The sequence below is a fragment of the Citrobacter sp. MGH110 genome (genome assembly GCF_001037515.1).
GTDB classification, from domain to species: domain Bacteria; phylum Pseudomonadota; class Gammaproteobacteria; order Enterobacterales; family Enterobacteriaceae; genus Citrobacter; species Citrobacter portucalensis.
In genome coordinates, this window is sequence record NZ_KQ089830.1 from 441,902 (window position 1) to 460,667 (window position 18,766).

Here is an 18,766-nt window from a genome sequence, read left to right on the forward strand (position 1 = left end):
GAGTTTGCAGCAGGTGGGTGTTTTGTCAAAGATTTCAGTTAATCGGGTGCTGTTGTTGCTGGTACTTCTTACCTTCGCGGCGGCAGCGCTGCCTTTCATTAGCTATGCGCCTAATCGCCTGGTCTCCGGTGAGGGGCGCCAACTCTGGGATATCCGGCCCGACATGGCGTGGGGATTGGCAGTAGCCTGTTCGCTGCTGTTTCTTCTGTGCTTTGTACCGGGAAAGCCCGGCAATATATTGACGCTTGTTATTAGCCAGTTGCTGGTTATTGCAGCGCTGGTAACCGCAGGAACAACGGCAACGTATCTGGCCCAGACGGGAAGTCCACTGGCCAGAACCAGCCTGGGCAGCGGGTTCTGGTTGGGGCTAGGACTAATGTTGCTGGCCGCCAGTGACGCCATTCGTCGCATAACCGAGCTGGCATCATGGCGTTGGCTGTTGCACGCGCAAATGTTTATTTTTCCGCTGGTGCTTTTGTTCTCCGGCACGTTTAACGATCTATCCCTGCTTAAAGAATATGCCAACCGTCAGGATGTCTTCAACGACGCCCTGGCGCAGCATCTGACAATTCTGTTCGCTACCGTGGTGCCCGCGCTGCTTATTGGTGTGCCGTTGGGCATCTGGTGTGCTTTCTCAGTCTCCCGTCAGGGGCCGGTTTTTGCGGTACTGAATATCATCCAAACCATTCCCTCAGTCGCGCTGTTTGGCCTGTTAATTGCGCCCCTTGCCGGGTTGGTGAAGCACTTTCCTTTGTTGGGTTCGCTCGGCGTCGCCGGAACCGGCCTGACGCCTGCGCTTATTGCGTTAGTGCTGTATGCGCTGTTACCGCTGGTACGTGGCGTTGTGGCTGGGTTGAATCAGGTGCCGCAGGATGTACTGGAAAGCGCCCGAGCGATGGGGATGAACACTTTCCAGCGATTTGTCTCGGTGCAGTTCCCGCTGGCATTGCCGGTCTTCTTGCGCAGTTTACGGGTAGTGATGGTGCAAACGGTGGGAATGGCGGTGATTGCTGCACTGATTGGCGCAGGGGGATTTGGCGCGCTGGTCTTTCAGGGATTGCTCAGTAGCGCCGTCGATTTAGTGTTGCTGGGCGTGATCCCGGTTGTGGTACTGGCGGTAATGATTGATGCGCTGTTTGATTTAGGGCTCGCGCTGCTAGAGGTATCGAATAATGATTGAATTTCGCCATGTCAGTAAAACCTATGGTCAGCAAAAAGCCGTTGACGACCTTAATCTGCGGTTGGGGGAGGGCAGCTTTTCGGTGTTAATTGGCACGTCAGGTTCCGGGAAATCCACCACGCTGAAAATGATCAATCGGCTGGTTGAACATGACAGCGGACAGATTCGCTTTGCCGGGGAAGAGATCCGCAGCCTGCCTGTGCTGGAGTTAAGGCGGCGCATGGGATACGCGATTCAGTCTATTGGCTTGTTTCCCCACTGGACCGTCGCGCAGAACATCGCCACGGTGCCGCAGCTACAAAAGTGGTCGCGTTCACGTATTGATGACCGAACAGACGAACTGATGGCGCTGCTGGGTCTTGAGGAAAGTTTGCGCCATCGTTACCCGCATCAGCTGTCTGGCGGGCAACAGCAGCGGGTCGGAGTGGCGCGTGCCCTGGCGGCAGATCCGCAGGTACTGCTGATGGATGAGCCTTTTGGCGCGCTGGATCCGGTCACCCGCGGTGCGCTGCAGCAGGAGATGACGCGTATTCATCGTCTGCTCGGGCGTACCATTGTGCTGGTGACGCATGATATCGACGAGGCGCTAAGGCTGGCGGAGCATCTGGTTCTGATGGATGCAGGAAAGGTAGTGCAGCAAGGCACGCCGCTGTCGATGCTGACAGCACCGGCGAACGAATTCGTGCAAACATTCTTTGGCCGTAGTGAACTGGGCGTACGTCTACTGTCGCTTCGCACGGTAGGGGATTTTATCCGTCGCGGTGAACACACAGCCGGTGAACCGTTGGTAGATGAAATGACGCTGCGTGATGCGTTGTCGGTGTTCGTAGCGCGCGGTTGCGACGTCTTGCCGGTCGTGACCCCGCAGGGGGTGTCCTGCGGGACGCTTCATTTTCGTGATTTGCTTTCGGAGATGCCGACCCGTGAAACGTCTTGCTGATCCGTTGTTATGGCTTATTGTCCTGTTTCTGGTCCTGTTAGTTGGGTTGCCTCATAGTCAGGCCTTGTTCAGTGCGCTATTTCCGGCGCTACCGCGTCCCGTGTATCAGCAGGAAAGTTTTGCGGCGCTGGCACTGAGCCATTTTGGCCTGGTGGGGATTTCAAGCCTGATTGCCGTACTTATTGGCACCGGGGCCGGTATAGCGGTAACCCGGCCCTGGGGCGCGGAATTCAGGCCGATGGTGGAAACCATCGCCGCCGTGGGGCAGACCTTTCCGCCAGTTGCGGTGTTGGCGATAGCTGTACCGGTGATGGGATTTGGTCCTGAACCGGCAATTATCGCGTTGATCCTGTATGGCGTATTACCGATCTTGCAGGCAACACTGGCGGGACTCGGCGGAATTTCACCCAGCGTGATGGATATTGCCAGCGGAATGGGCATGAGTCAGGGGCAGCGGCTGCGTAAAGTCGAGTTGCCGCTGGCGGCCCCGGTGATTCTGGCCGGGATTCGCACGTCGGTGATTATTAATATCGGCACCGCAACCATCGCCTCAACCGTTGGGGCAAACACGCTGGGTACGCCGATTATTATCGGGTTGAGTGGGTTCAATACCGCCTATGTGATTCAGGGAGCGCTGCTGGTCGCGCTGGCGGCGGTAATTGTTGACCGCGGGTTTGAGAAATTAGCGAGGCATCTTACCCGGCACGTAAAATAAAAGTATAGCCTGCCAGCATGACACCGCCGATACCGCCGATGGCCATCAGCAGGAAGAGGGTAATGACACCGATTTTAGCTGCGCTCATTATGCACTCCTTATGTGAATTCAAGGATTGTACACGTTTGTTAATAGAATATTAAGAGCCTGGATCATTAGGCGTTATTGGCGCAGACAGTTTGAACACGGCCAGCGCGGAAGAACCGGAGCGTACACGTAGTACGTGAGGATTATTCGCTACGCTCACCCTCCGGGCCGCCCTAAAGGGCGTTCAAAACTCTCTGAGTGTTGTCTGAGCACTGCCCAGGTTCGAAATGGCAAGCAAAATAGCCCTAATGGGCCAGGCTCTAAATACCGAGTGGATAAATATCGTGACCCAACGCGCGCCATTCGTTCAGCTGTTGCTGCTGTGCGGGCGTTTGGTTCTCGCCGCACCAGACAAGCAAGGTGCGACCTTCAAACAGCTCCGGTCGCAGTTGGTTCAGCGAATGGGCAAGGACGTCAATGCGCCATCCCTGCTGGCTGGCGACCCAACCTTCCAGCCATAAGCGGGTCGTATCCTGAATGTTCCAGCCAACCACCAGAGCATCTTTCCCCTGTTTCTTACGTGCTGAGGCCAGACAAATCGCGATGTAGTTGATCAATACGCCGTCGAGGATCCCCAGTAACGCCTGCAGGATCGGCTGTTGGCATTGCAGACGTCGGCGTAACGGAATGAACAAATGGGTGTTGAGCGTTTGCGCGGGATAATCCTGGCCACGCTCTTTGATCCAAAGTCTGAGGCTATGCAGATTATTACTTTGCAAATAGCTCAACAGCGTCTCTTGTTGTTCACGCCAACCGTTATGCACATCAATGCTCTCATTGCTGAGCAACATTTTAACCTTGCTGACCTGGACACCGTTGTTTATCCAGCGTTTTATCTCGCGGATCCGGTCGATATCCGCATCGTTAAACAGGCGATGCCCGCCGTCTGTCCGCTGCGGTTTAAGTAATCCGTAACGCCTCTGCCACGCGCGTAAAGTGACAGGGTTGATATCACAAAGCAAAGCCACTTCACCTATTGTGTAAAGCGCCATCGTCGTCTCACTCTTGCTCGCGAGGTCCCAGTTTTACTTTAGACGCTCTTTTGCGAACCAGGTAGTTTTGTCTGTTTTTTGATCTATGAATGGGTGAATTTGTAACCATGCTCGCGCTTTCGAGTGATCGTTCTCACAAATTCGTCTTTTTTTGCAACACTTCAAAGAAAGTTACACGCAGCCCATGTATGTTACGCGCTTTTAAGTGATGTGTGGTTGGCGGGTATGTACGAGTTTAATCTGGTGTTGCTGCTGCTTCAGCAGATGTGTGTGTTCCTCGTTATCGCGTGGCTCATGAGCAAAACGCGTTTGTTTATTCCGCTGATGCAGGTGACTATCCGACTCCCGCATAAACTGCTTTGCTATGTTACTTTTTCCATTTTCTGCATTTTAGGTACCTATTTCGGGCTGCACATTGATGATTCTATTGCCAACACTCGCGCTATTGGCGCGGTGATGGGCGGGCTGCTTGGCGGCCCGGTGGTTGGCGGTTTAGTTGGTCTTACCGGCGGTTTGCATCGTTATTCGATGGGTGGGATGACTGCGCTTAGCTGCATGATCTCGACCATTGTGGAAGGGTTGCTCGGCGGGCTGGTGCACAGCGTGCTCACCCGTCGTGGTCGTACCGATAAAGTCTTTAGTCCGCTGACTGCGGGGGCGATTACCTTTGTCGCCGAACTGGTGCAGATGCTAATTATCTTGTTAATTGCTCGTCCGTTTGACGATGCGTTTCGGTTGGTCAGCAATATTGCCGCGCCTATGATGGTGACCAATACCGTGGGCGCCGCCTTGTTTATGCGTATTTTGCTCGATAAACGCGCGATGTTTGAAAAATATACCTCCGCTTTTTCCGCCACAGCACTCAAAGTTGCCGCCTCAACGGAAGGTATTTTACGCCAGGGGTTCAATGAGGTTAACAGCATGAAGGTTGCTCAGGTGCTGTATGAAGAGCTGGATATCGGTGCGGTGGCGATTACCGATCGTGAGAAACTGCTGGCATTTACCGGTATTGGTGACGATCACCATCTACCCGGCAAACCTATTTCATCGTCATATACCCAACGCGCGATTGAAACCGGAGAGGTGGTGTATGCCGATGGGAATGAAGTTCCTTACCGTTGCTCTTTGCACCCGCAATGCAAATTAGGCTCGACGCTGGTGATCCCTCTGCGAGGTGAAAACCAGCGGGTAATGGGGACCATCAAACTGTATGAAGCCAAAAACCGCCTCTTTAGTTCGATCAACCGTACGCTGGGGGAAGGGATCGCCCAACTGCTTTCGGCACAGATTCTGGCCGGGCAGTATGAGCGGCAAAAAGCGATGCTCACGCAGTCGGAAATAAAACTCCTGCACGCCCAGGTCAATCCCCATTTTCTGTTTAATGCACTCAACACCATCAAAGCTGTGATCCGACGCGATAGCGAGCAGGCCAGCCAACTGGTGCAGTATCTGTCGACGTTCTTTCGTAAAAATTTAAAACGCCCGTCGGAAATTGTGACGCTGGCCGATGAAATTGAACACGTTAATGCTTATCTGCAAATTGAAAAGGCACGATTCCAGTCGCGTCTTCAGGTGACCTTGACGGTGCCAGAAGAACTTTCGCATCAGCAATTACCCGCCTTTACTCTGCAACCCATCGTGGAGAATGCCATTAAACACGGTACTTCTCAGTTACTGGATACCGGTGAAGTATCGATTACCGCCCATCGCGAAGGGCAATATCTGATGCTGGATATCGAAGACAATGCCGGGCTGTATCAGCCAACCTCAGAAGCCAGTGGACTGGGTATGAATCTGGTCGATAAACGACTGCGCGAGCGGTTTGGCGATGATTTTGGCATCAGCGTAGCGTGTGAACCTGACCGCTTTACCCGAATCACTTTACGACTTCCTCTGGAGGAACTGGCATGATCAAAGTGCTGATTGTCGATGACGAACCGTTAGCCCGGGAGAATCTGCGGATCCTGTTGCAAGAGCAAAGCGACATCGAGATTGTCGGTGAATGTTCGAATGCGGTGGAAGCCATTGGCGCGGTGCATAAATTGCGTCCGGATGTTCTGTTCCTTGATATTCAGATGCCGCGAATCAGCGGCCTGGAAATGGTTGGCATGCTTGATCCCGAGCATCGTCCGTACATTGTTTTTCTGACCGCCTTTGATGAGTATGCGGTGAAAGCCTTCGAAGAACATGCGTTTGATTATCTGCTCAAGCCGATTGAAGAAGCACGGCTGGAAAAAACGCTGATCCGTTTGCGTCAGGAGCGCACTAAGCAGGATGTATCACTGCTGCCAGAAAATCAGCAGGCGCTGAAGTTTATTCCGTGCAGCGGCCATAGCCGGATTTATTTGCTGCAAATGGATGATGTGGCGTTTATCAGCAGTCGCATGAGTGGTGTGTATGTGACCAGCAGCGATGGCAAAGAAGGCTTCACTGAGTTGACGCTCAGGACGCTGGAGAGCCGTACTCCTCTGCTGCGTTGTCATCGGCAATATCTGGTAAATATGGCGCAATTGCAGGAGATCCGTCTGGAAGACAACGGTCAGGCGGAACTGATTTTGCGTAACGGACTGACCGTTCCGGTGAGTCGTCGTTATCTTAAAAGTCTAAAAGAGGCGATTGGACTGTAAAACTGATACACTGCGCGCCATTGCATCACCGACAGTTGAAGGCTCTATGCTAAGTAACGATATTCTTCGTAGCCTGCGCTACACCCTGAAAGCGAACAATAACGACATGGTGCGTATTCTTGCGCTTGCTGACATGGAATCCACCTCCGCAGGTTTCGATACCTGGATGACAAAAGAAGATGAGGCTGGGTTTGTTCGTTGCCCGGATATCATTCTCTCCGGTTTTTTAAACGGCCTGATTTATCATCTGCGTGGTAAAGATGATTCTGCACCGGAACTGGCGCTGGAGCGTCGTGTTAATAACAATACGGTACTGAAAAAGCTGCGTATCGCCTTTTCGCTGAAAACTGACGATATTCTGGCTATTATGACCGAGCAGAAATTCCGTGTGTCGATGCCGGAAATTACCGCCATGATGCGTGCACCTGATCATAAGAACTATCGCGAATGCGGCGATCAGTTCCTGCGTTATTTTCTGCGTGGTTTGACATCACGGGTACATAACGCGAAGCCATAAAGAGAAAATGGGCGACGCCGATTAACATCGGGTCGCCAATGGTTTTACTTCACTTCTTTAAAACCCGCCGATTCCATTACCGTTTGCATTTGCTTCATGCTGATGTTTTTATCGGCGTTTTCAGATAGCTTCATCCCTGAAATGGCCTGCAACGCTTTTATATCAACTTTTTCCATATCGATAGTGACATTTTCTTGCGCGTAGGTATCTGAATAGGTGAGTTTTTCTTCTATGCCAGTAATGTTCTGATATTTGGCGCTTAATGCGTCGAATACTTTTGCTGCTTCCTCTTTATTGCTGGCACCGACTGACGCATAGCTAATTTTACTTTCGGAGATTTGCTTCAGGACCTTATCACCTTTATAGGTGTAAGAGACGGTGATATCAGAACCATTAATGTTGGCATTGAATGTTTTTGTCTCTTCTTTATCACCACATCCCGCCAGGGAAAAAACCACAATCGATGCCACGGCGAGAGAAAATAATTTTTGTAACGCTTTCATGTAAAACTCCATTTCATGAATATCGGATGTTAAATAATAACGTCCACGAATCTGGTGAGCCCGGACTACCTTGATACCAGAGCAGTATAGAATAAATCTAATATTAACAACGAAGCAGTCCGAAAATGGAGCAGGGGTTAAGATTAGAGGAAGCACTTGCATAGCAAAAAAAAGCGCTGCGGTTGCAGCGCTTGAGATGTTTGATTTACTTCACCTGTTGGCCTGGTTTTGCACCTTCGTCAGGGCTTAACAGGAAGATATCTTTCGCGGCCATCACCATCCCTTCGGAAATGCCGAAGCGCATCTTACGTGGTGCCAGGTTGGCAACCATAATGGTCTGGCGGCCAATCAGGACCTGTGGATCTGGATACGCAGAACGAATACCAGAGAAGACGTTACGTTTCTCACCACCGAGATCCAGCGTCAGACGCAGCAGTTTGTCGGAACCTTCCACGAACTCGGCGTTTTCAATCAGCGCTACACGCAGGTCAACTTTGGCGAAATCGTCAAAGGTGATGGTTTCCTGAATCGGGTCATCAGCCAGCGGGCCGGTAACCGGTGCAGCAGCTGCTTTCACTTCTTCTTTCGACGCCTCAACCAGCGCTTCAACTTGTTTCATGTCGATACGATTGTAGAGCGCTTTAAAGGTGTTGACCTTGTGGCCGAGCAGTGGCTGCTCAATGGCATCCCAGCTCAGTTCGCTGTTCAGGAAAGCTTCAACACGTTCAGCAAGCGTTGGCAGAACCGGTTTCAGGTAGGTCATCAGCACGCGGAACAGGTTGATACCCATGGAGCAGATCGCCTGCAGGTCGGCATCGCGGCCTTCCTGTTTAGCTACGACCCACGGTGCCTGTTCGTCAACGTAGCGGTTTGCCACGTCGGCCAGCGCCATGATTTCACGGATAGCTTTACCAAATTCACGGCTTTCCCATGCTTCGCCAATCACCGCTGCGGCGTCGGTGAAGGTTTTATACAGCGCCGGGTCGGCCAGCTCAGCCGCCAGAATGCCGTCAAAACGCTTAGCAATAAAGCCAGCGTTACGGGATGCCAGGTTGACTACTTTGTTGACGATATCGGCGTTAACGCGCTGGACAAAGTCTTCCAGGTTCAGGTCGATGTCATCAATACGTGAAGAAAGCTTCGCGGTGTAGTAGTAGCGCAGGCTGTCGGCATCGAAGTGCTTCAGCCAGGTGCTGGCCTTAATGAAGGTGCCGCGAGATTTGGACATCTTCGCGCCGTTCACCGTCACATAACCGTGTACGAACAGGTTGGTCGGCTTACGGAAGTTGCTGCCTTCCAGCATGGCAGGCCAGAACAGGCTGTGGAAGTAAACGATATCCTTACCGATGAAGTGATACAGCTCGGCGTCAGAATCTTTCTTCCAGTACTCGTCAAAACTGGTGGTGTCACCGCGCTTATCGCACAGGTTTTTGAATGAACCCATATAGCCAATTGGCGCGTCCAGCCAGACATAGAAGTACTTGCCAGGCGCATTCGGGATTTCAAAACCGAAGTACGGGGAATCGCGAGAGATATCCCACTGTTGCAGGCCGGATTCGAACCATTCCTGCATTTTGTTGGCGACCTGCTCCTGTAACGCGCCGCTGCGCGTCCACGCCTGCAGCATTTCGCTGAATGACGGCAGATCAAAGAAGAAGTGTTCGGAGTCACGCATCACCGGCGTTGCGCCAGACACGACGGATTTCGGCTCGATAAGTTCGGTCGGGCTGTAGGTTGCGCCGCAGACTTCACAGTTATCGCCGTACTGATCCGGAGACTTACATTTCGGGCAGGTGCCTTTAACGAAACGGTCCGGCAGGAACATGCCTTTTTCCGGATCGTAAAGCTGGGAGATTGTACGGTTCTTAATAAAACCGTTCTCCTTCAGGCGAGTATAAATCAGCTCAGACAACTCACGGTTCTCTTCGCTGTGCGTTGAGTGGTAGTTGTCATAGCTGATGTCAAAACCTGCAAAATCAGTCTGATGCTCCTGACTCATTTCACCGATCATCTGCTCTGGCGTGATCCCAAGCTGCTGTGCTTTCAGCATGATTGGCGTACCGTGTGCGTCGTCCGCGCAGATGAAGTTAACCTGGTGGCCGCGCATTCGCTGGTAACGGACCCAGACATCAGCCTGGATGTGCTCCAGCATATGGCCGAGGTGGATTGAGCCGTTGGCGTACGGCAGCGCGCACGTTACCAGAATTTTCTTCGCGACTTGAGTCATAGTGGGCAATTACTTCTTTTGTAGTGAAAAGGGCTTTGATAGTACCAAAATGGTAATTACTGCGCCAAGCGATAAGGGCATTTATCCGTAAATGAATAATTGTTGCGGTTGGAGTAAACTACCTGGTGACTATTGTATATTCAGAACAACAAAAAGGAGTCGGGATGAACGCACAATCCCAGGCCAAATCACCAGAGACCCTGCGCGCCATGGTTGCCGGGACGCTGGCGAATTTTCAGCATTCAACCCTGAAGCATAATCTGACGACGCTTAAAGCGTTGCACCACGTCGCCTGGATGGATGACACGTTGCACGTTGAGCTGGTCATGCCGTTTGTCTGGCATAGCGCGTTTGAGGACTTAAAAGAGCAATGTAGCGCCGATCTGCTGCGTATTACCGGTGCGAAAGCGATCGACTGGAAACTGTCGCATAACATCGCGACGCTGAAACGCGTGAAAAACCAGCCGGGTATTAATGGTGTGAAAAACATCATCGCCGTCAGTTCAGGTAAAGGTGGCGTGGGTAAATCCTCTACCGCCGTGAACCTGGCGCTGGCGCTGGCTGCAGAAGGGGCGAAGGTAGGGATTCTGGACGCCGATATTTATGGTCCGTCTATCCCGACAATGCTTGGCGCGGAAAACCAGCGTCCAACCTCGCCAGATGGTACCCACATGGCACCGATCATGTCTCATGGTCTGGCAACGAACTCCATTGGTTATCTGGTCACTGACGATAACGCGATGGTATGGCGCGGCCCGATGGCCAGCAAAGCGCTGCTGCAGATGTTGCAGGAAACCTTATGGCCGGATCTTGATTATCTGGTACTGGATATGCCGCCGGGCACCGGTGACATCCAGCTGACGCTGGCGCAGAACATTCCGGTAACGGGCGCAGTTGTTGTCACTACGCCGCAGGACATCGCGCTGATCGATGCGAAAAAGGGCATCGTGATGTTCGAAAAAGTCGAAGTGCCGGTACTGGGTATTGTTGAGAATATGAGTATGCATATTTGCAGCAACTGCGGTCACCATGAACCGATCTTTGGTACCGGTGGGGCACAGAAGTTGGCTGAGCAGTATCGCACTCAACTGCTGGGACAGATGCCACTGCATATTTCTCTGCGTGAGGACCTCGATCGTGGTACGCCGACGGTGATTAGCCGTCCTGATAGCGAATTTACTGCTATTTACCGCGACCTGGCAGGACGAGTGGCTGCACAGCTCTACTGGCAAGGAGAAGTTATTCCGGGCGAGATTGCCTTCCGCGCGGTGTAATTTATAGCGTTACAGATATTCACCGCATTAATGTATTATTGATGCGGTGAATATATTAAATTTAAAAATCTCACGATATTGTTCATTCTACGTTTATAATTCATGCCTTTTTCCGAATAAATCACCTCAATGCATCATTACAATTGATCAAATCTATCTCATTAATCTACAATTTCAATTGGTTCAAACAGGGTGTTATGCCCATAATCTGCTGAACAGGTCCTCTGTATGCTATTTGATGCTAACCACAGGAATAACGATTAAAATGAAAAAAAGTTTACTGATGGGAATTATAGCTCTGACTTATGGAATGAGCGCCCCTACCTTCGCTTCCGATACTGCGACCTTAACAATCAGTGGGCGAGTCGTTGAACCAACCTGTAGTGCTGACGTCGTGAATAACAACGTTCAACAGAAATGCGGTCAATCTCTTCATCTTTCAAATGTTAGTCATGTGGATCCTGTTCCAGCGAAGGGCGTCGTGACCGAGATCGTTTCTGTACCAGGGGATTCTATGCGACAGATAGTGTTAAACCGTTACGATTAGACTAAGAATCTCAGTGTTGATATTAAGCACTCATCATTTATATGAATGATGAGTGCTTTTCTATTTCTCTAACAAATAAAAAACGACAATTAATAACGCTAATTTATTAAATATATAAATAGTGTTTATCTTCACTTATTTGTTGCAATTATATTGCAATTAGTAACTTGTTTTAAATCAACAAAACAACGTGTTCACATTGCGATAACGTTTTTGTTGTGCGAATTTAATTTCAAGAGATAACAACTCTTAATAAATAGAAATTACTTGATTAAGGAAGATACTATGAAACGTTCAATTATTTCTGCCGCTGTACTGTCTGCTGTATTTATGAGCGCTGGGGCGTTTGCTGCTGATTCTGATCAGGGTGAACTGATTATTACTGGTAAGGTGGTTGGAACAACCTGTAAATTTACAGGAGATACTACGGCAACTATTGCCATGAACGAAATTGGTGTTGACCGATTGAATTCTGTATCTGCTGGTGGAATCTATGATGGTTATTCTAACAAAACTACAATGCCCCTGTCTGTAGAATGTGATCCAGGAGTAACACCTCATATAAGTTTTTCATCATCACAGTTTAACCCTGGCGCAAATAACGCAATTACAATTAACACTGCATCAAAAGATAATGGCGCTGGTTTTGCTGTTTATTATAACGGTACTCTGATTAAGCCTGATAGTAATATTGATCTGGGGACATCTCCTCAAGGGGATGGGAAATATAATCTGGACTTCACTGCCCGTTATGCAAACCTGAGTGGTACGGTTATTCCTGGCGATGTTACCTCGTCGGTAACCATGACGGTTGTTGCTGATTAATATCCTGTTTATCGGCGGCTATGGCCGCCGTCTTTTTCGATAACAAGGATAATTATAATGAAAAAAATACTCGCATTATTGCTGGTCGGTACGGTAATGCCTGCGTGGGGTGGCATTTACATTTACGGCACCCGTGTAATTTATCCGGCACAGAAAAAAGAAATTACCGTTCAGTTAATGAATGAAGGCAACCGCAGCTCGCTGGTCCAATCCTGGATAGATGACGGAGACACCAGCCTGCCACCAGAAAAAATCCAGGTGCCATTCGTGATGACCCCTCCTGTGGCTAAGGTCAGCGGAGGTTCTGGTCAACAGCTGAAAATTAAGCTACTGGCAAACACGCTGCCGAAAGATCGTGAAAGCCTTTTTTTTCTTAATGTGCTGGATATTCCTCCTAATTCTGCGGAATTTGAAGGTAAGAATATGATTAAATTTGCTATGCAGAATCGCATCAAATTTATTTATCGTCCGCAGGGTCTTACTGGTGTGGATGAAAAAAGCTTTTCTCGCTTAAGTGTCAGGTATGTTAGTGGTGGTATTAATATTAAAAATAATTCAGCCAACTGGATAACTATTCCTGAATTAGTGGGTAATTCTAAAATAAATAGTGAGACAGTGTTACTTGCTCCGTGGTCAGATAAAAAAGTTATCACTGCTGCTGTTGTTAATCATTACAAGGTCACTCTTATTGATGATCACGGAAACTACTTGAGTGAAAAAATAAAAACGGAAAAATAGTCAAGGACTGATCATGTCAAAGATAAATTCTATTACATTGGCAATCCTGTCGGTGTTGGTCACTTCATCCGCATGGGCTGAAGAAGACACATTTGATACCCACTTTATGATCGGCGGTTTGAACGGTGAGAAAATCTCTCGCTATCAAATTGATGGTGATAAGCCAATGCCGGGCATATATGAAATGGATGTTTATCTTAACAATCAGTGGCGTGGTCGATACGATATTAATATCAAAGCAGACCCTGATGCGACATGTTTATCCTGGGCGCAATTACAGCAAATTGGTATTCGTACCAATAACATTAAAACGGATAAAAAAGAAGATTGTGTGCCGCTACGTGAAGCAGTGCAGGGCGGCAGTATTGGTTATGATATTGGGCAATTTATTCTGAATTTAAGCGTGCCTCAGGCGTTTGTGGTTGAATATGAACCGGGATATATGCCGTCTGAAACCTGGGATCGCGGGGTTAATGCTTTTTATACCTCTTATTACGCCAGTCAGTATTACAGTAGCTATAAACACGGTGGTGATGATAAAAGTAGCTATGTGAACCTGAATAGCGGGTTGAACTTGCTAGGGTGGCAGTTGCACTCAAATGCTAACTACACGAAAGGCAATGAGGGCAGCGGCAATTGGAAAAGCAACACGCTATATATGGAGCGAGGTATCCCGCAAATACTTGGCACGCTACGTACCGGGGATATGTACACCGGGTCGGATATCTTTGATGCGGTACGTTTTCGTGGTGTGCGTATCTGGCGCGATATGCAAATGTTACCGAACTCAAAACAGAACTTTACCCCTGTAGTACGTGGGATCGCCCAGAGCAACGCGCTGGTAACCATCGAACAAAACGGCTTTGTTATTTACCAGAAAGAAGTTCCACCTGGCCCATTTGCTATTGATGATCTACAGCTCGCTGGCGGCGGTGCGGATTTAGATGTGAGCGTGAAAGAAGCGGATGGTTCAATATCTCATTATCTGGTGCCATATTCATCCGTGCCAAATATGCTGCAGTCGGGCGTATCGAAATATGATTTTGCTGCAGGGCGCAGTCATATTGAGGGAGCAGGCAATCAGTATGATTTCCTACAAGGCAGCTATCAGTATGGTCTGAACAATCTGCTTACGGTTTATGGCGGCACAATGCTGTCACAAAACTATAACTCATTTGTACTCGGGACCGGTTGGAATACACCCATTGGCGCGGTATCAATAGATGCCACGCGATCGCACAGCGAGCAGGATAATGGCGATGTTTTTGATGGTCAGAGCTATCAGATTGCGTGGAACAAATATGTCACACAGACTGGAACGCAGTTCGCGCTGGCAGCTTATCGTTATTCCTCGCGGGATTATCGTACCTTTAATGACTACGTATGGGCGAATAACAAAAATCACTATGATCGTGATGAAAATGATGTTTATGACGTTGCGGACTACTATCAAAACGACTTTGGTCGAAAGAACAGCTTTTCGCTAAATATCAATCAAGTATTACCCGAAAACTGGGGATCCCTGGCCGTCAGCGGCCTGTGGCGAGACTATTGGCAGCGCAGTGGAACCGGCAAAGATTATCAGCTGAGCTACTCGAACGCCTGGCAGCGTGTCAGCTATACCTTGTCCGTCAGCCAGACCTATGATGAGGACAACCACGAGGATAAACGTTTTAACCTGTATATCTCCATCCCGTTCTCGTGGGGTGACGGTATTTCCACTCCTCGACGCGATCTGTTTGTCTCTAACTCAACGACGTTTGATGACGATGGTTATCAATCGAACAACACCAGCTTAAGCGGGGTGGCGGGGAATCGCGATCAATTCAGCTATGGCGCCAACCTTAGTCACCAACAGCAGGGGAATGAGACAACGGCGGGCGGTAGCCTGGTATGGCGCGCGCCGGTTGCTACTGTAGGCGGTAGTTACAGCCAATCTAATAAGTATCAACAGGTCAGCGGCAATATTCAGGGGGGTTTAGTGGTATGGTCAGATGGTGTCGCGTTAGCTCCTCGGCTTTCAGATACATTCGCCATTATCAAAGCGCCTGGATTGCAGGGGGCAGCTGTGCAGGGGCATCGTTATTTAACAACCAACAGCAAAGGCTACGCGGTTTACGACAGTTTGACGCCGTATCGTGAGAATATGCTGGTGCTGGATCTTTCCGACAGTAATAGCGATGTCGCCTTGCTTGGCAATCGCAAAGGCGCAGTGCCTTATCGCGGCGCGGTTGTGATGACGGAGTTTGAAACCGATCGGCGTAAACCCTGGTTCTTCATTGCTGAGCGTCCTGACGGATCTCCGTTATCGTTTGGTTATGAAGTGGAAGATGAACTTGGCAATAACGTTGGCCTGGTGGGCCAGGGTAGCCGGTTATTTGTTCGTACCAACGATATTCCCGCTTCGGTACGCGTTGCAGTTAATAAACAGCAGGGACAGTTCTGCACGATTACCTTTGATAAGGCGATTGATGAGAACAAAGTCTATATTTGCCGCTAAGGGATTGGTTTATGAAAAAATATATGTTTTTGTTTTTATTGGCATTCTCTTTTTGGGGTCAGGCTAAATGTACCCTAGGGACGAATACGACCGCACAGCAAACTGTAGAACTTGATATGACGTCAGCAACAGTTGGTTCTGTAGTTACTGTAGCGTTCAATACTAACCTGAATGATACATTTTCATGTAATGCGTCAACTGATAAAATGTATTACGCAACGCCATTACAAGACTATATTATTGAACTTAAAGAACCCGGTGCAACAAAATCTATCTTTATGAAGTTAAAACTGACCGGAAGCGGATTCCCTGTTGCAACAGGCAATGATGGTCAATATAACTCAACGCCCAAAGAGTATAAAACACAAGAAGTTATTAACCCGAGACCATTCGTTATCGAGGCATCTTATGTCAGATCTGGTACTGCTGATCTGACGATAGCCAGTGGCAATACGATAAACCTTGGACGTCCCGCTATTAGTATATTAACTGATAATACCTGTAATAGCAGCCTATGGTCATGGATTGTCTGTTGGATTGGAGGGAAATTTAACAGCAACGTATCTTATTCACAAAATATTACGTTTACAGTCAAGCACAGACCAACAACCTGCCGTTTTTCACAGGCAATATACGAAATTAAAATGCCCGATACAACGTTAAACGAAATGAATGCGGCAACTAATACTAAATCAGGTTCCACAAATCTGATACTGAATTGTGAAAGTATATATAACGTTACCACCAATCCCGTTAGTTTTAAGGTGGCGAGAGGTGACTGGGATGAAAGCGGGAAAATACTAAAAAATACGCTAACGAATGGCGCAAAAGGAGTAGGGTTCCAGATATATAACGGCACCGCGACTACTCCCCTAAAACTGGGGGATACTCTGATGAACAGAATTACTAAACTGGAAACAATCAACAATCAGTACACTTTCCCTATCACTGCGAAATATATTCGCGTAACAGGTGAATCGTTACGGCCCGGTGAGGTACAAAGTAAAGTGATATTTGCAGTATCTTATGACTAATTGCGGGTATTTCACGTACTTTCTTGCTGAAAGTACGTGTTTTTGTTTTATTACCGATGATAAAAAATCTCGCCGTCGTAGGCTTTAATGATCTTAGCATCGGCATCATTGACCAGCACATACGCGCCGCCCATGTAGGTCCAGTGGGTACCTGCCGTCGGCGCGGGCAGGTTGCGCAGATTCCACTGTTTAATGGTGTATTCTTCGGTGAGATACAGTGGTGGAACCTTGTCACCGGGTTTGAAATGGGTGAAGTCAGCAATAAAGCTGCTCAGTTCATACTTATCGATACCGGTGGGTGCCGCTGTTGCGGCTGGCGCGGCCCAGACGACGCTGCTTGCAAGCAGAAGTGCACCCAGCAACATTTTATTCTTCATACCCATCTTCTCTACCTCTTCGGGTCATCAAAATCAGTCATGTATCATTCCTGGCATACCAGATGTCTGACAAGCACTATTTTGTGATCACTCCAGTCATTTCGTAAAAAGTGTAAATGAAAGTACAGAATTGCAGCAACCTTGACCAGTAGTTTCGCAATAGGGGAGGTACAGCACGATTCATTCTGTCAGCTTTACGGCTGTTCTATGGCTGACAACCATGCATTCTTTCATTTATTAGATAATAGGGACCGTTGCTAACCCCTATTATTAATATTAAAATTCTCTTGATAGGGTGATGTACCCGTTGAACCTAACTGAACACTCGTCTTTGTTCATCAGGCTTGAGGCAATGAATACATCTTTCTTACCGTGCTTATCGGTGTAGGTATATTTAGCTGTAATGGACTTCACTTCATTATCATAATAACTTGAAAGATAAATGTTTTTGTACTTATCTTCTGTTTTATCCTTATCAGGATCTTTATCAAAGTCGATTCTTGCTAATTTCTCAGCGTACATCCGTGAAATAGGTGTAATATCAAGCACATCTACTTTTGCTTTCATTTCATCAACAGTAGATGTATCTATACTCAAGTCCTCTGCTAACTTATTGAATAATATGGCTTCCATTGCTGAGCCTACTGATGCACAACCCTCATTTTTTGCAAATGAAAGAATAGGTATGAAGGTTATAAGGATTAATAATTTTTTCATTTAATCCTCAACTACCAGAATCTTATCAGAGCTATCATTGATCTCTTTGCGACCAGCCAGTCCTAATATGATGCATCCATCCGAGGCACTAAGAGGATGTGTTGAACTATTACCGTGTATCATAAAACCATCACGCCCGCACATCTGATTTTCAGGGTAAGGTGTAAGGCGTATTGTGTACGCTTTTGTCTTATGGTGATAGAAAGCAAGACCGATAGTGTAGGTTCCTCTAGGAAGTGGCCCCTTTTCACTCACGCACTCGTTAGCTGAATCATTCTTAAAACCTGGTCTACCTGAATACAATGCATCAAATTGGTATGTACCATTCAGATAGAAGCTATGAGAACTTACTTTGTATACCCAAGTCATTACGCCGCCTCCTTGCTGTCGTTCCATGAATCGGAGTGAGTTATGTTCCCGTCCAGATAGAGCCATGTGATCTTTTCGTAGGCTAAGTAGAATGCCTCAATGTGATTTCGCTTTTCATATGCTGGATTCTTGACATCAAACATAAAAGGTTCAATCTCATTGACCCTTACATTATCCATTGTCACTCGAAAATATTCTTCTTCCAGCCCGTTGTGGTTGATATGGTAGAATTTCAATACCGCTTGTTTGAATATCTGTCCACTGGATACACCCTGATAGAGATAAGGCGATGAACAATCTACCTCTTTCAGTAAAAAATAATCTCCATGCTTCCTCTTAGCTGTAATCTGTCCTGTCAGTGGATCAGTAGGTAGCTCTACGTTATGCATCAGTTCTACAATTTCAATAGAACCTTCTCTACCATGTACATCAACCGATCCTTTAACCTGATTTCCTACATCGTCTGTAAGCCATAGATAAACAGGTATTGCCATATCAAAATCCCTCTTAGTTAGTATGGTATCCCTCGTTATCATATTCCTGCAAAATGGGAATAAGGAATGAGTGCTTATTATAACATCATGAAAATAAAATAGA

General features: G+C 48.1%; 20 protein-coding genes. 12 read left to right on the forward strand and 8 right to left on the reverse strand.

Annotation, left to right across the window (positions count from 1 at the left end; all coding sequences use genetic code 11):
- Positions 1-13: 13 nt before the first annotated feature.
- From SK38_RS02015 to SK38_RS02025, 3 genes are read left to right on the forward strand one after another with little or no spacing between them, the layout of a single operon-like run.
- Entirely contained in the window at positions 14-1,180 is a 1,167-nt protein-coding gene (locus SK38_RS02015; RefSeq protein ID WP_048236389.1) for an ABC transporter permease, read from the forward strand.
- Positions 1,173-2,120 (forward strand): ABC transporter ATP-binding protein, encoded by a 948-nt coding sequence (locus SK38_RS02020; RefSeq protein WP_003834466.1) that lies wholly within the window; start codon positions 1,173-1,175, stop codon positions 2,118-2,120. Before SK38_RS02015 ends, SK38_RS02020 begins: the two co-directional genes overlap by 8 nt.
- On the forward strand, positions 2,104-2,835 hold the full coding sequence (locus SK38_RS02025; protein ID WP_048234924.1) for an ABC transporter permease: 732 nt from the start codon (positions 2,104-2,106) through the stop codon (positions 2,833-2,835). Before SK38_RS02020 ends, SK38_RS02025 begins: the two co-directional genes overlap by 17 nt.
- Here the strand turns inward: SK38_RS02025 and SK38_RS23505 are convergent.
- Positions 2,816-2,923 (reverse strand): protein YohO, encoded by a 108-nt coding sequence (locus SK38_RS23505; protein WP_003027354.1) that lies wholly within the window; start codon positions 2,921-2,923, stop codon positions 2,816-2,818. The genes SK38_RS02025 and SK38_RS23505 overlap by 20 nt on opposite strands.
- A 259-nt stretch (positions 2,924-3,182) precedes the next feature.
- Positions 3,183-3,914 carry an HTH-type transcriptional regulator MlrA gene (mlrA, locus tag SK38_RS02030; RefSeq protein ID WP_003027351.1) on the reverse strand — a complete coding sequence of 244 codons (732 nt, stop codon included), beginning with the start codon at positions 3,912-3,914 and terminating at the stop codon, positions 3,183-3,185.
- A gap of 225 nt (positions 3,915-4,139) precedes the next feature.
- Between mlrA and SK38_RS02035 the strand changes: the two genes are divergently transcribed.
- Genes SK38_RS02035 through SK38_RS02045 form a run of 3 tightly spaced genes read left to right on the forward strand, consistent with a single transcriptional unit; the run spans position 4,140 to position 7,058 of the window.
- Positions 4,140-5,825: a sensor histidine kinase gene (locus SK38_RS02035; protein ID WP_020996665.1), complete on the forward strand. Its 1,686-nt coding sequence runs from the start codon at positions 4,140-4,142 to the stop codon at positions 5,823-5,825.
- The gene (btsR, locus tag SK38_RS02040) at positions 5,822-6,541 is read left to right on the forward strand and encodes a two-component system response regulator BtsR (RefSeq protein WP_003840155.1); all 720 of its coding nucleotides are present in this window, start codon (positions 5,822-5,824) and stop codon (positions 6,539-6,541) included. Before SK38_RS02035 ends, btsR begins: the two co-directional genes overlap by 4 nt.
- Before the next feature lie 46 nt (positions 6,542-6,587).
- Positions 6,588-7,058 (forward strand): YehS family protein, encoded by a 471-nt coding sequence (locus tag SK38_RS02045; RefSeq protein ID WP_003834454.1) that lies wholly within the window; start codon positions 6,588-6,590, stop codon positions 7,056-7,058.
- Positions 7,059-7,102: 44 nt separating this feature from the next.
- On the opposite strand, the gene SK38_RS02050 is transcribed toward SK38_RS02045, so the two are convergent.
- Both SK38_RS02050 and metG read right to left on the reverse strand, forming a co-directional pair.
- Positions 7,103-7,561, reverse strand: a complete 459-nt coding sequence (locus SK38_RS02050; protein ID WP_032943976.1) for a YehR family lipoprotein — start codon at positions 7,559-7,561, stop codon at positions 7,103-7,105.
- 205 nt (positions 7,562-7,766) lie between these two features.
- On the reverse strand, positions 7,767-9,788 hold the full coding sequence (metG, locus tag SK38_RS02055) for a methionine--tRNA ligase (RefSeq protein WP_048234926.1): 2,022 nt from the start codon (positions 9,786-9,788) through the stop codon (positions 7,767-7,769).
- Between the two features lie 164 nt (positions 9,789-9,952).
- Here metG and apbC point away from each other — a divergent pair, with 164 nt between their 5' ends.
- The 6 genes from apbC to SK38_RS02085 all read left to right on the forward strand — a co-directional run bounded on the left by apbC (position 9,953) and on the right by SK38_RS02085 (position 16,706).
- Positions 9,953-11,062 (forward strand): iron-sulfur cluster carrier protein ApbC, encoded by a 1,110-nt coding sequence (apbC, locus tag SK38_RS02060; protein ID WP_048234928.1) that lies wholly within the window; start codon positions 9,953-9,955, stop codon positions 11,060-11,062.
- 265 nt (positions 11,063-11,327) lie between these two features.
- Positions 11,328-11,609, forward strand: coding sequence for a DUF2574 family protein (locus SK38_RS02065; protein ID WP_048234930.1), 282 nt, complete (start codon positions 11,328-11,330; stop codon positions 11,607-11,609).
- Between the two features lie 285 nt (positions 11,610-11,894).
- A complete protein-coding gene (yehD, locus tag SK38_RS02070) occupies positions 11,895-12,434 on the forward strand; it encodes a fimbrial protein YehD (protein ID WP_048234932.1) in 540 nt (179 codons plus the stop codon).
- Between the two features lie 57 nt (positions 12,435-12,491).
- The gene (locus SK38_RS02075) at positions 12,492-13,172 is read left to right on the forward strand and encodes a fimbrial assembly chaperone (protein WP_048234934.1); all 681 of its coding nucleotides are present in this window, start codon (positions 12,492-12,494) and stop codon (positions 13,170-13,172) included.
- 13 nt (positions 13,173-13,185) lie between these two features.
- Entirely contained in the window at positions 13,186-15,672 is a 2,487-nt protein-coding gene (locus tag SK38_RS02080; RefSeq protein WP_048234936.1) for a fimbrial biogenesis outer membrane usher protein, read from the forward strand.
- 11 nt (positions 15,673-15,683) lie between these two features.
- The gene (locus SK38_RS02085; RefSeq protein ID WP_048234937.1) at positions 15,684-16,706 is read left to right on the forward strand and encodes a fimbrial protein; all 1,023 of its coding nucleotides are present in this window, start codon (positions 15,684-15,686) and stop codon (positions 16,704-16,706) included.
- A 50-nt stretch (positions 16,707-16,756) separates the two neighbouring features.
- On the opposite strand, the gene SK38_RS02090 is transcribed toward SK38_RS02085, so the two are convergent.
- The 4 genes from SK38_RS02090 to tssD form a co-directional block, all read right to left on the reverse strand.
- Positions 16,757-17,089, reverse strand: coding sequence for an RcnB family protein (locus SK38_RS02090; protein WP_003834436.1), 333 nt, complete (start codon positions 17,087-17,089; stop codon positions 16,757-16,759).
- A 270-nt stretch (positions 17,090-17,359) separates the two neighbouring features.
- Positions 17,360-17,800 carry a hypothetical protein gene (locus SK38_RS02095; RefSeq protein ID WP_048234940.1) on the reverse strand — a complete coding sequence of 147 codons (441 nt, stop codon included), beginning with the start codon at positions 17,798-17,800 and terminating at the stop codon, positions 17,360-17,362.
- Positions 17,801-18,169 (reverse strand): tlde1 domain-containing protein, encoded by a 369-nt coding sequence (locus SK38_RS02100; RefSeq protein WP_048234942.1) that lies wholly within the window; start codon positions 18,167-18,169, stop codon positions 17,801-17,803.
- Positions 18,169-18,663 carry a type VI secretion system tube protein TssD gene (tssD, locus tag SK38_RS02105; RefSeq protein ID WP_048236390.1) on the reverse strand — a complete coding sequence of 165 codons (495 nt, stop codon included), beginning with the start codon at positions 18,661-18,663 and terminating at the stop codon, positions 18,169-18,171. The genes SK38_RS02100 and tssD overlap by 1 nt, the downstream gene beginning before the upstream one ends.
- Positions 18,664-18,766: the final 103 nt, after the last annotated feature.

What these genes read in the sequence shown, in the direction of transcription:
- SK38_RS02035 (WP_020996665.1), top strand. Translation starts at nt 4,140, where the DNA reads ATGTACGAGTTTAATCTGGTGTTGCTGCTGCTTCAGCAGATGTGTGTG.
- btsR (WP_003840155.1), top strand. Translation starts at nt 5,822, where the DNA reads ATGATCAAAGTGCTGATTGTCGATGACGAACCGTTAGCCCGGGAGAAT.
- tssD (WP_048236390.1), bottom strand. Translation starts at nt 18,663, where the DNA reads ATGGCAATACCTGTTTATCTATGGCTTACAGACGATGTAGGAAATCAG.
- SK38_RS02050 (WP_032943976.1), bottom strand. Translation starts at nt 7,561, where the DNA reads ATGAAAGCGTTACAAAAATTATTTTCTCTCGCCGTGGCATCGATTGTG.
- SK38_RS02100 (WP_048234942.1), bottom strand. Translation starts at nt 18,169, where the DNA reads ATGACTTGGGTATACAAAGTAAGTTCTCATAGCTTCTATCTGAATGGT.
- metG (WP_048234926.1), bottom strand. Translation starts at nt 9,788, where the DNA reads ATGACTCAAGTCGCGAAGAAAATTCTGGTAACGTGCGCGCTGCCGTAC.
- SK38_RS02045 (WP_003834454.1), top strand. Translation starts at nt 6,588, where the DNA reads ATGCTAAGTAACGATATTCTTCGTAGCCTGCGCTACACCCTGAAAGCG.
- yehD (WP_048234932.1), top strand. Translation starts at nt 11,895, where the DNA reads ATGAAACGTTCAATTATTTCTGCCGCTGTACTGTCTGCTGTATTTATG.
- SK38_RS02075 (WP_048234934.1), top strand. Translation starts at nt 12,492, where the DNA reads ATGAAAAAAATACTCGCATTATTGCTGGTCGGTACGGTAATGCCTGCG.
- SK38_RS02090 (WP_003834436.1), bottom strand. Translation starts at nt 17,089, where the DNA reads ATGGGTATGAAGAATAAAATGTTGCTGGGTGCACTTCTGCTTGCAAGC.
- SK38_RS23505 (WP_003027354.1), bottom strand. Translation starts at nt 2,923, where the DNA reads ATGAGCGCAGCTAAAATCGGTGTCATTACCCTCTTCCTGCTGATGGCC.
- SK38_RS02085 (WP_048234937.1), top strand. Translation starts at nt 15,684, where the DNA reads ATGAAAAAATATATGTTTTTGTTTTTATTGGCATTCTCTTTTTGGGGT.
- mlrA (WP_003027351.1), bottom strand. Translation starts at nt 3,914, where the DNA reads ATGGCGCTTTACACAATAGGTGAAGTGGCTTTGCTTTGTGATATCAAC.
- SK38_RS02080 (WP_048234936.1), top strand. Translation starts at nt 13,186, where the DNA reads ATGTCAAAGATAAATTCTATTACATTGGCAATCCTGTCGGTGTTGGTC.
- SK38_RS02065 (WP_048234930.1), top strand. Translation starts at nt 11,328, where the DNA reads ATGAAAAAAAGTTTACTGATGGGAATTATAGCTCTGACTTATGGAATG.
- apbC (WP_048234928.1), top strand. Translation starts at nt 9,953, where the DNA reads ATGAACGCACAATCCCAGGCCAAATCACCAGAGACCCTGCGCGCCATG.
- SK38_RS02020 (WP_003834466.1), top strand. Translation starts at nt 1,173, where the DNA reads ATGATTGAATTTCGCCATGTCAGTAAAACCTATGGTCAGCAAAAAGCC.
- SK38_RS02095 (WP_048234940.1), bottom strand. Translation starts at nt 17,800, where the DNA reads ATGAAAAAATTATTAATCCTTATAACCTTCATACCTATTCTTTCATTT.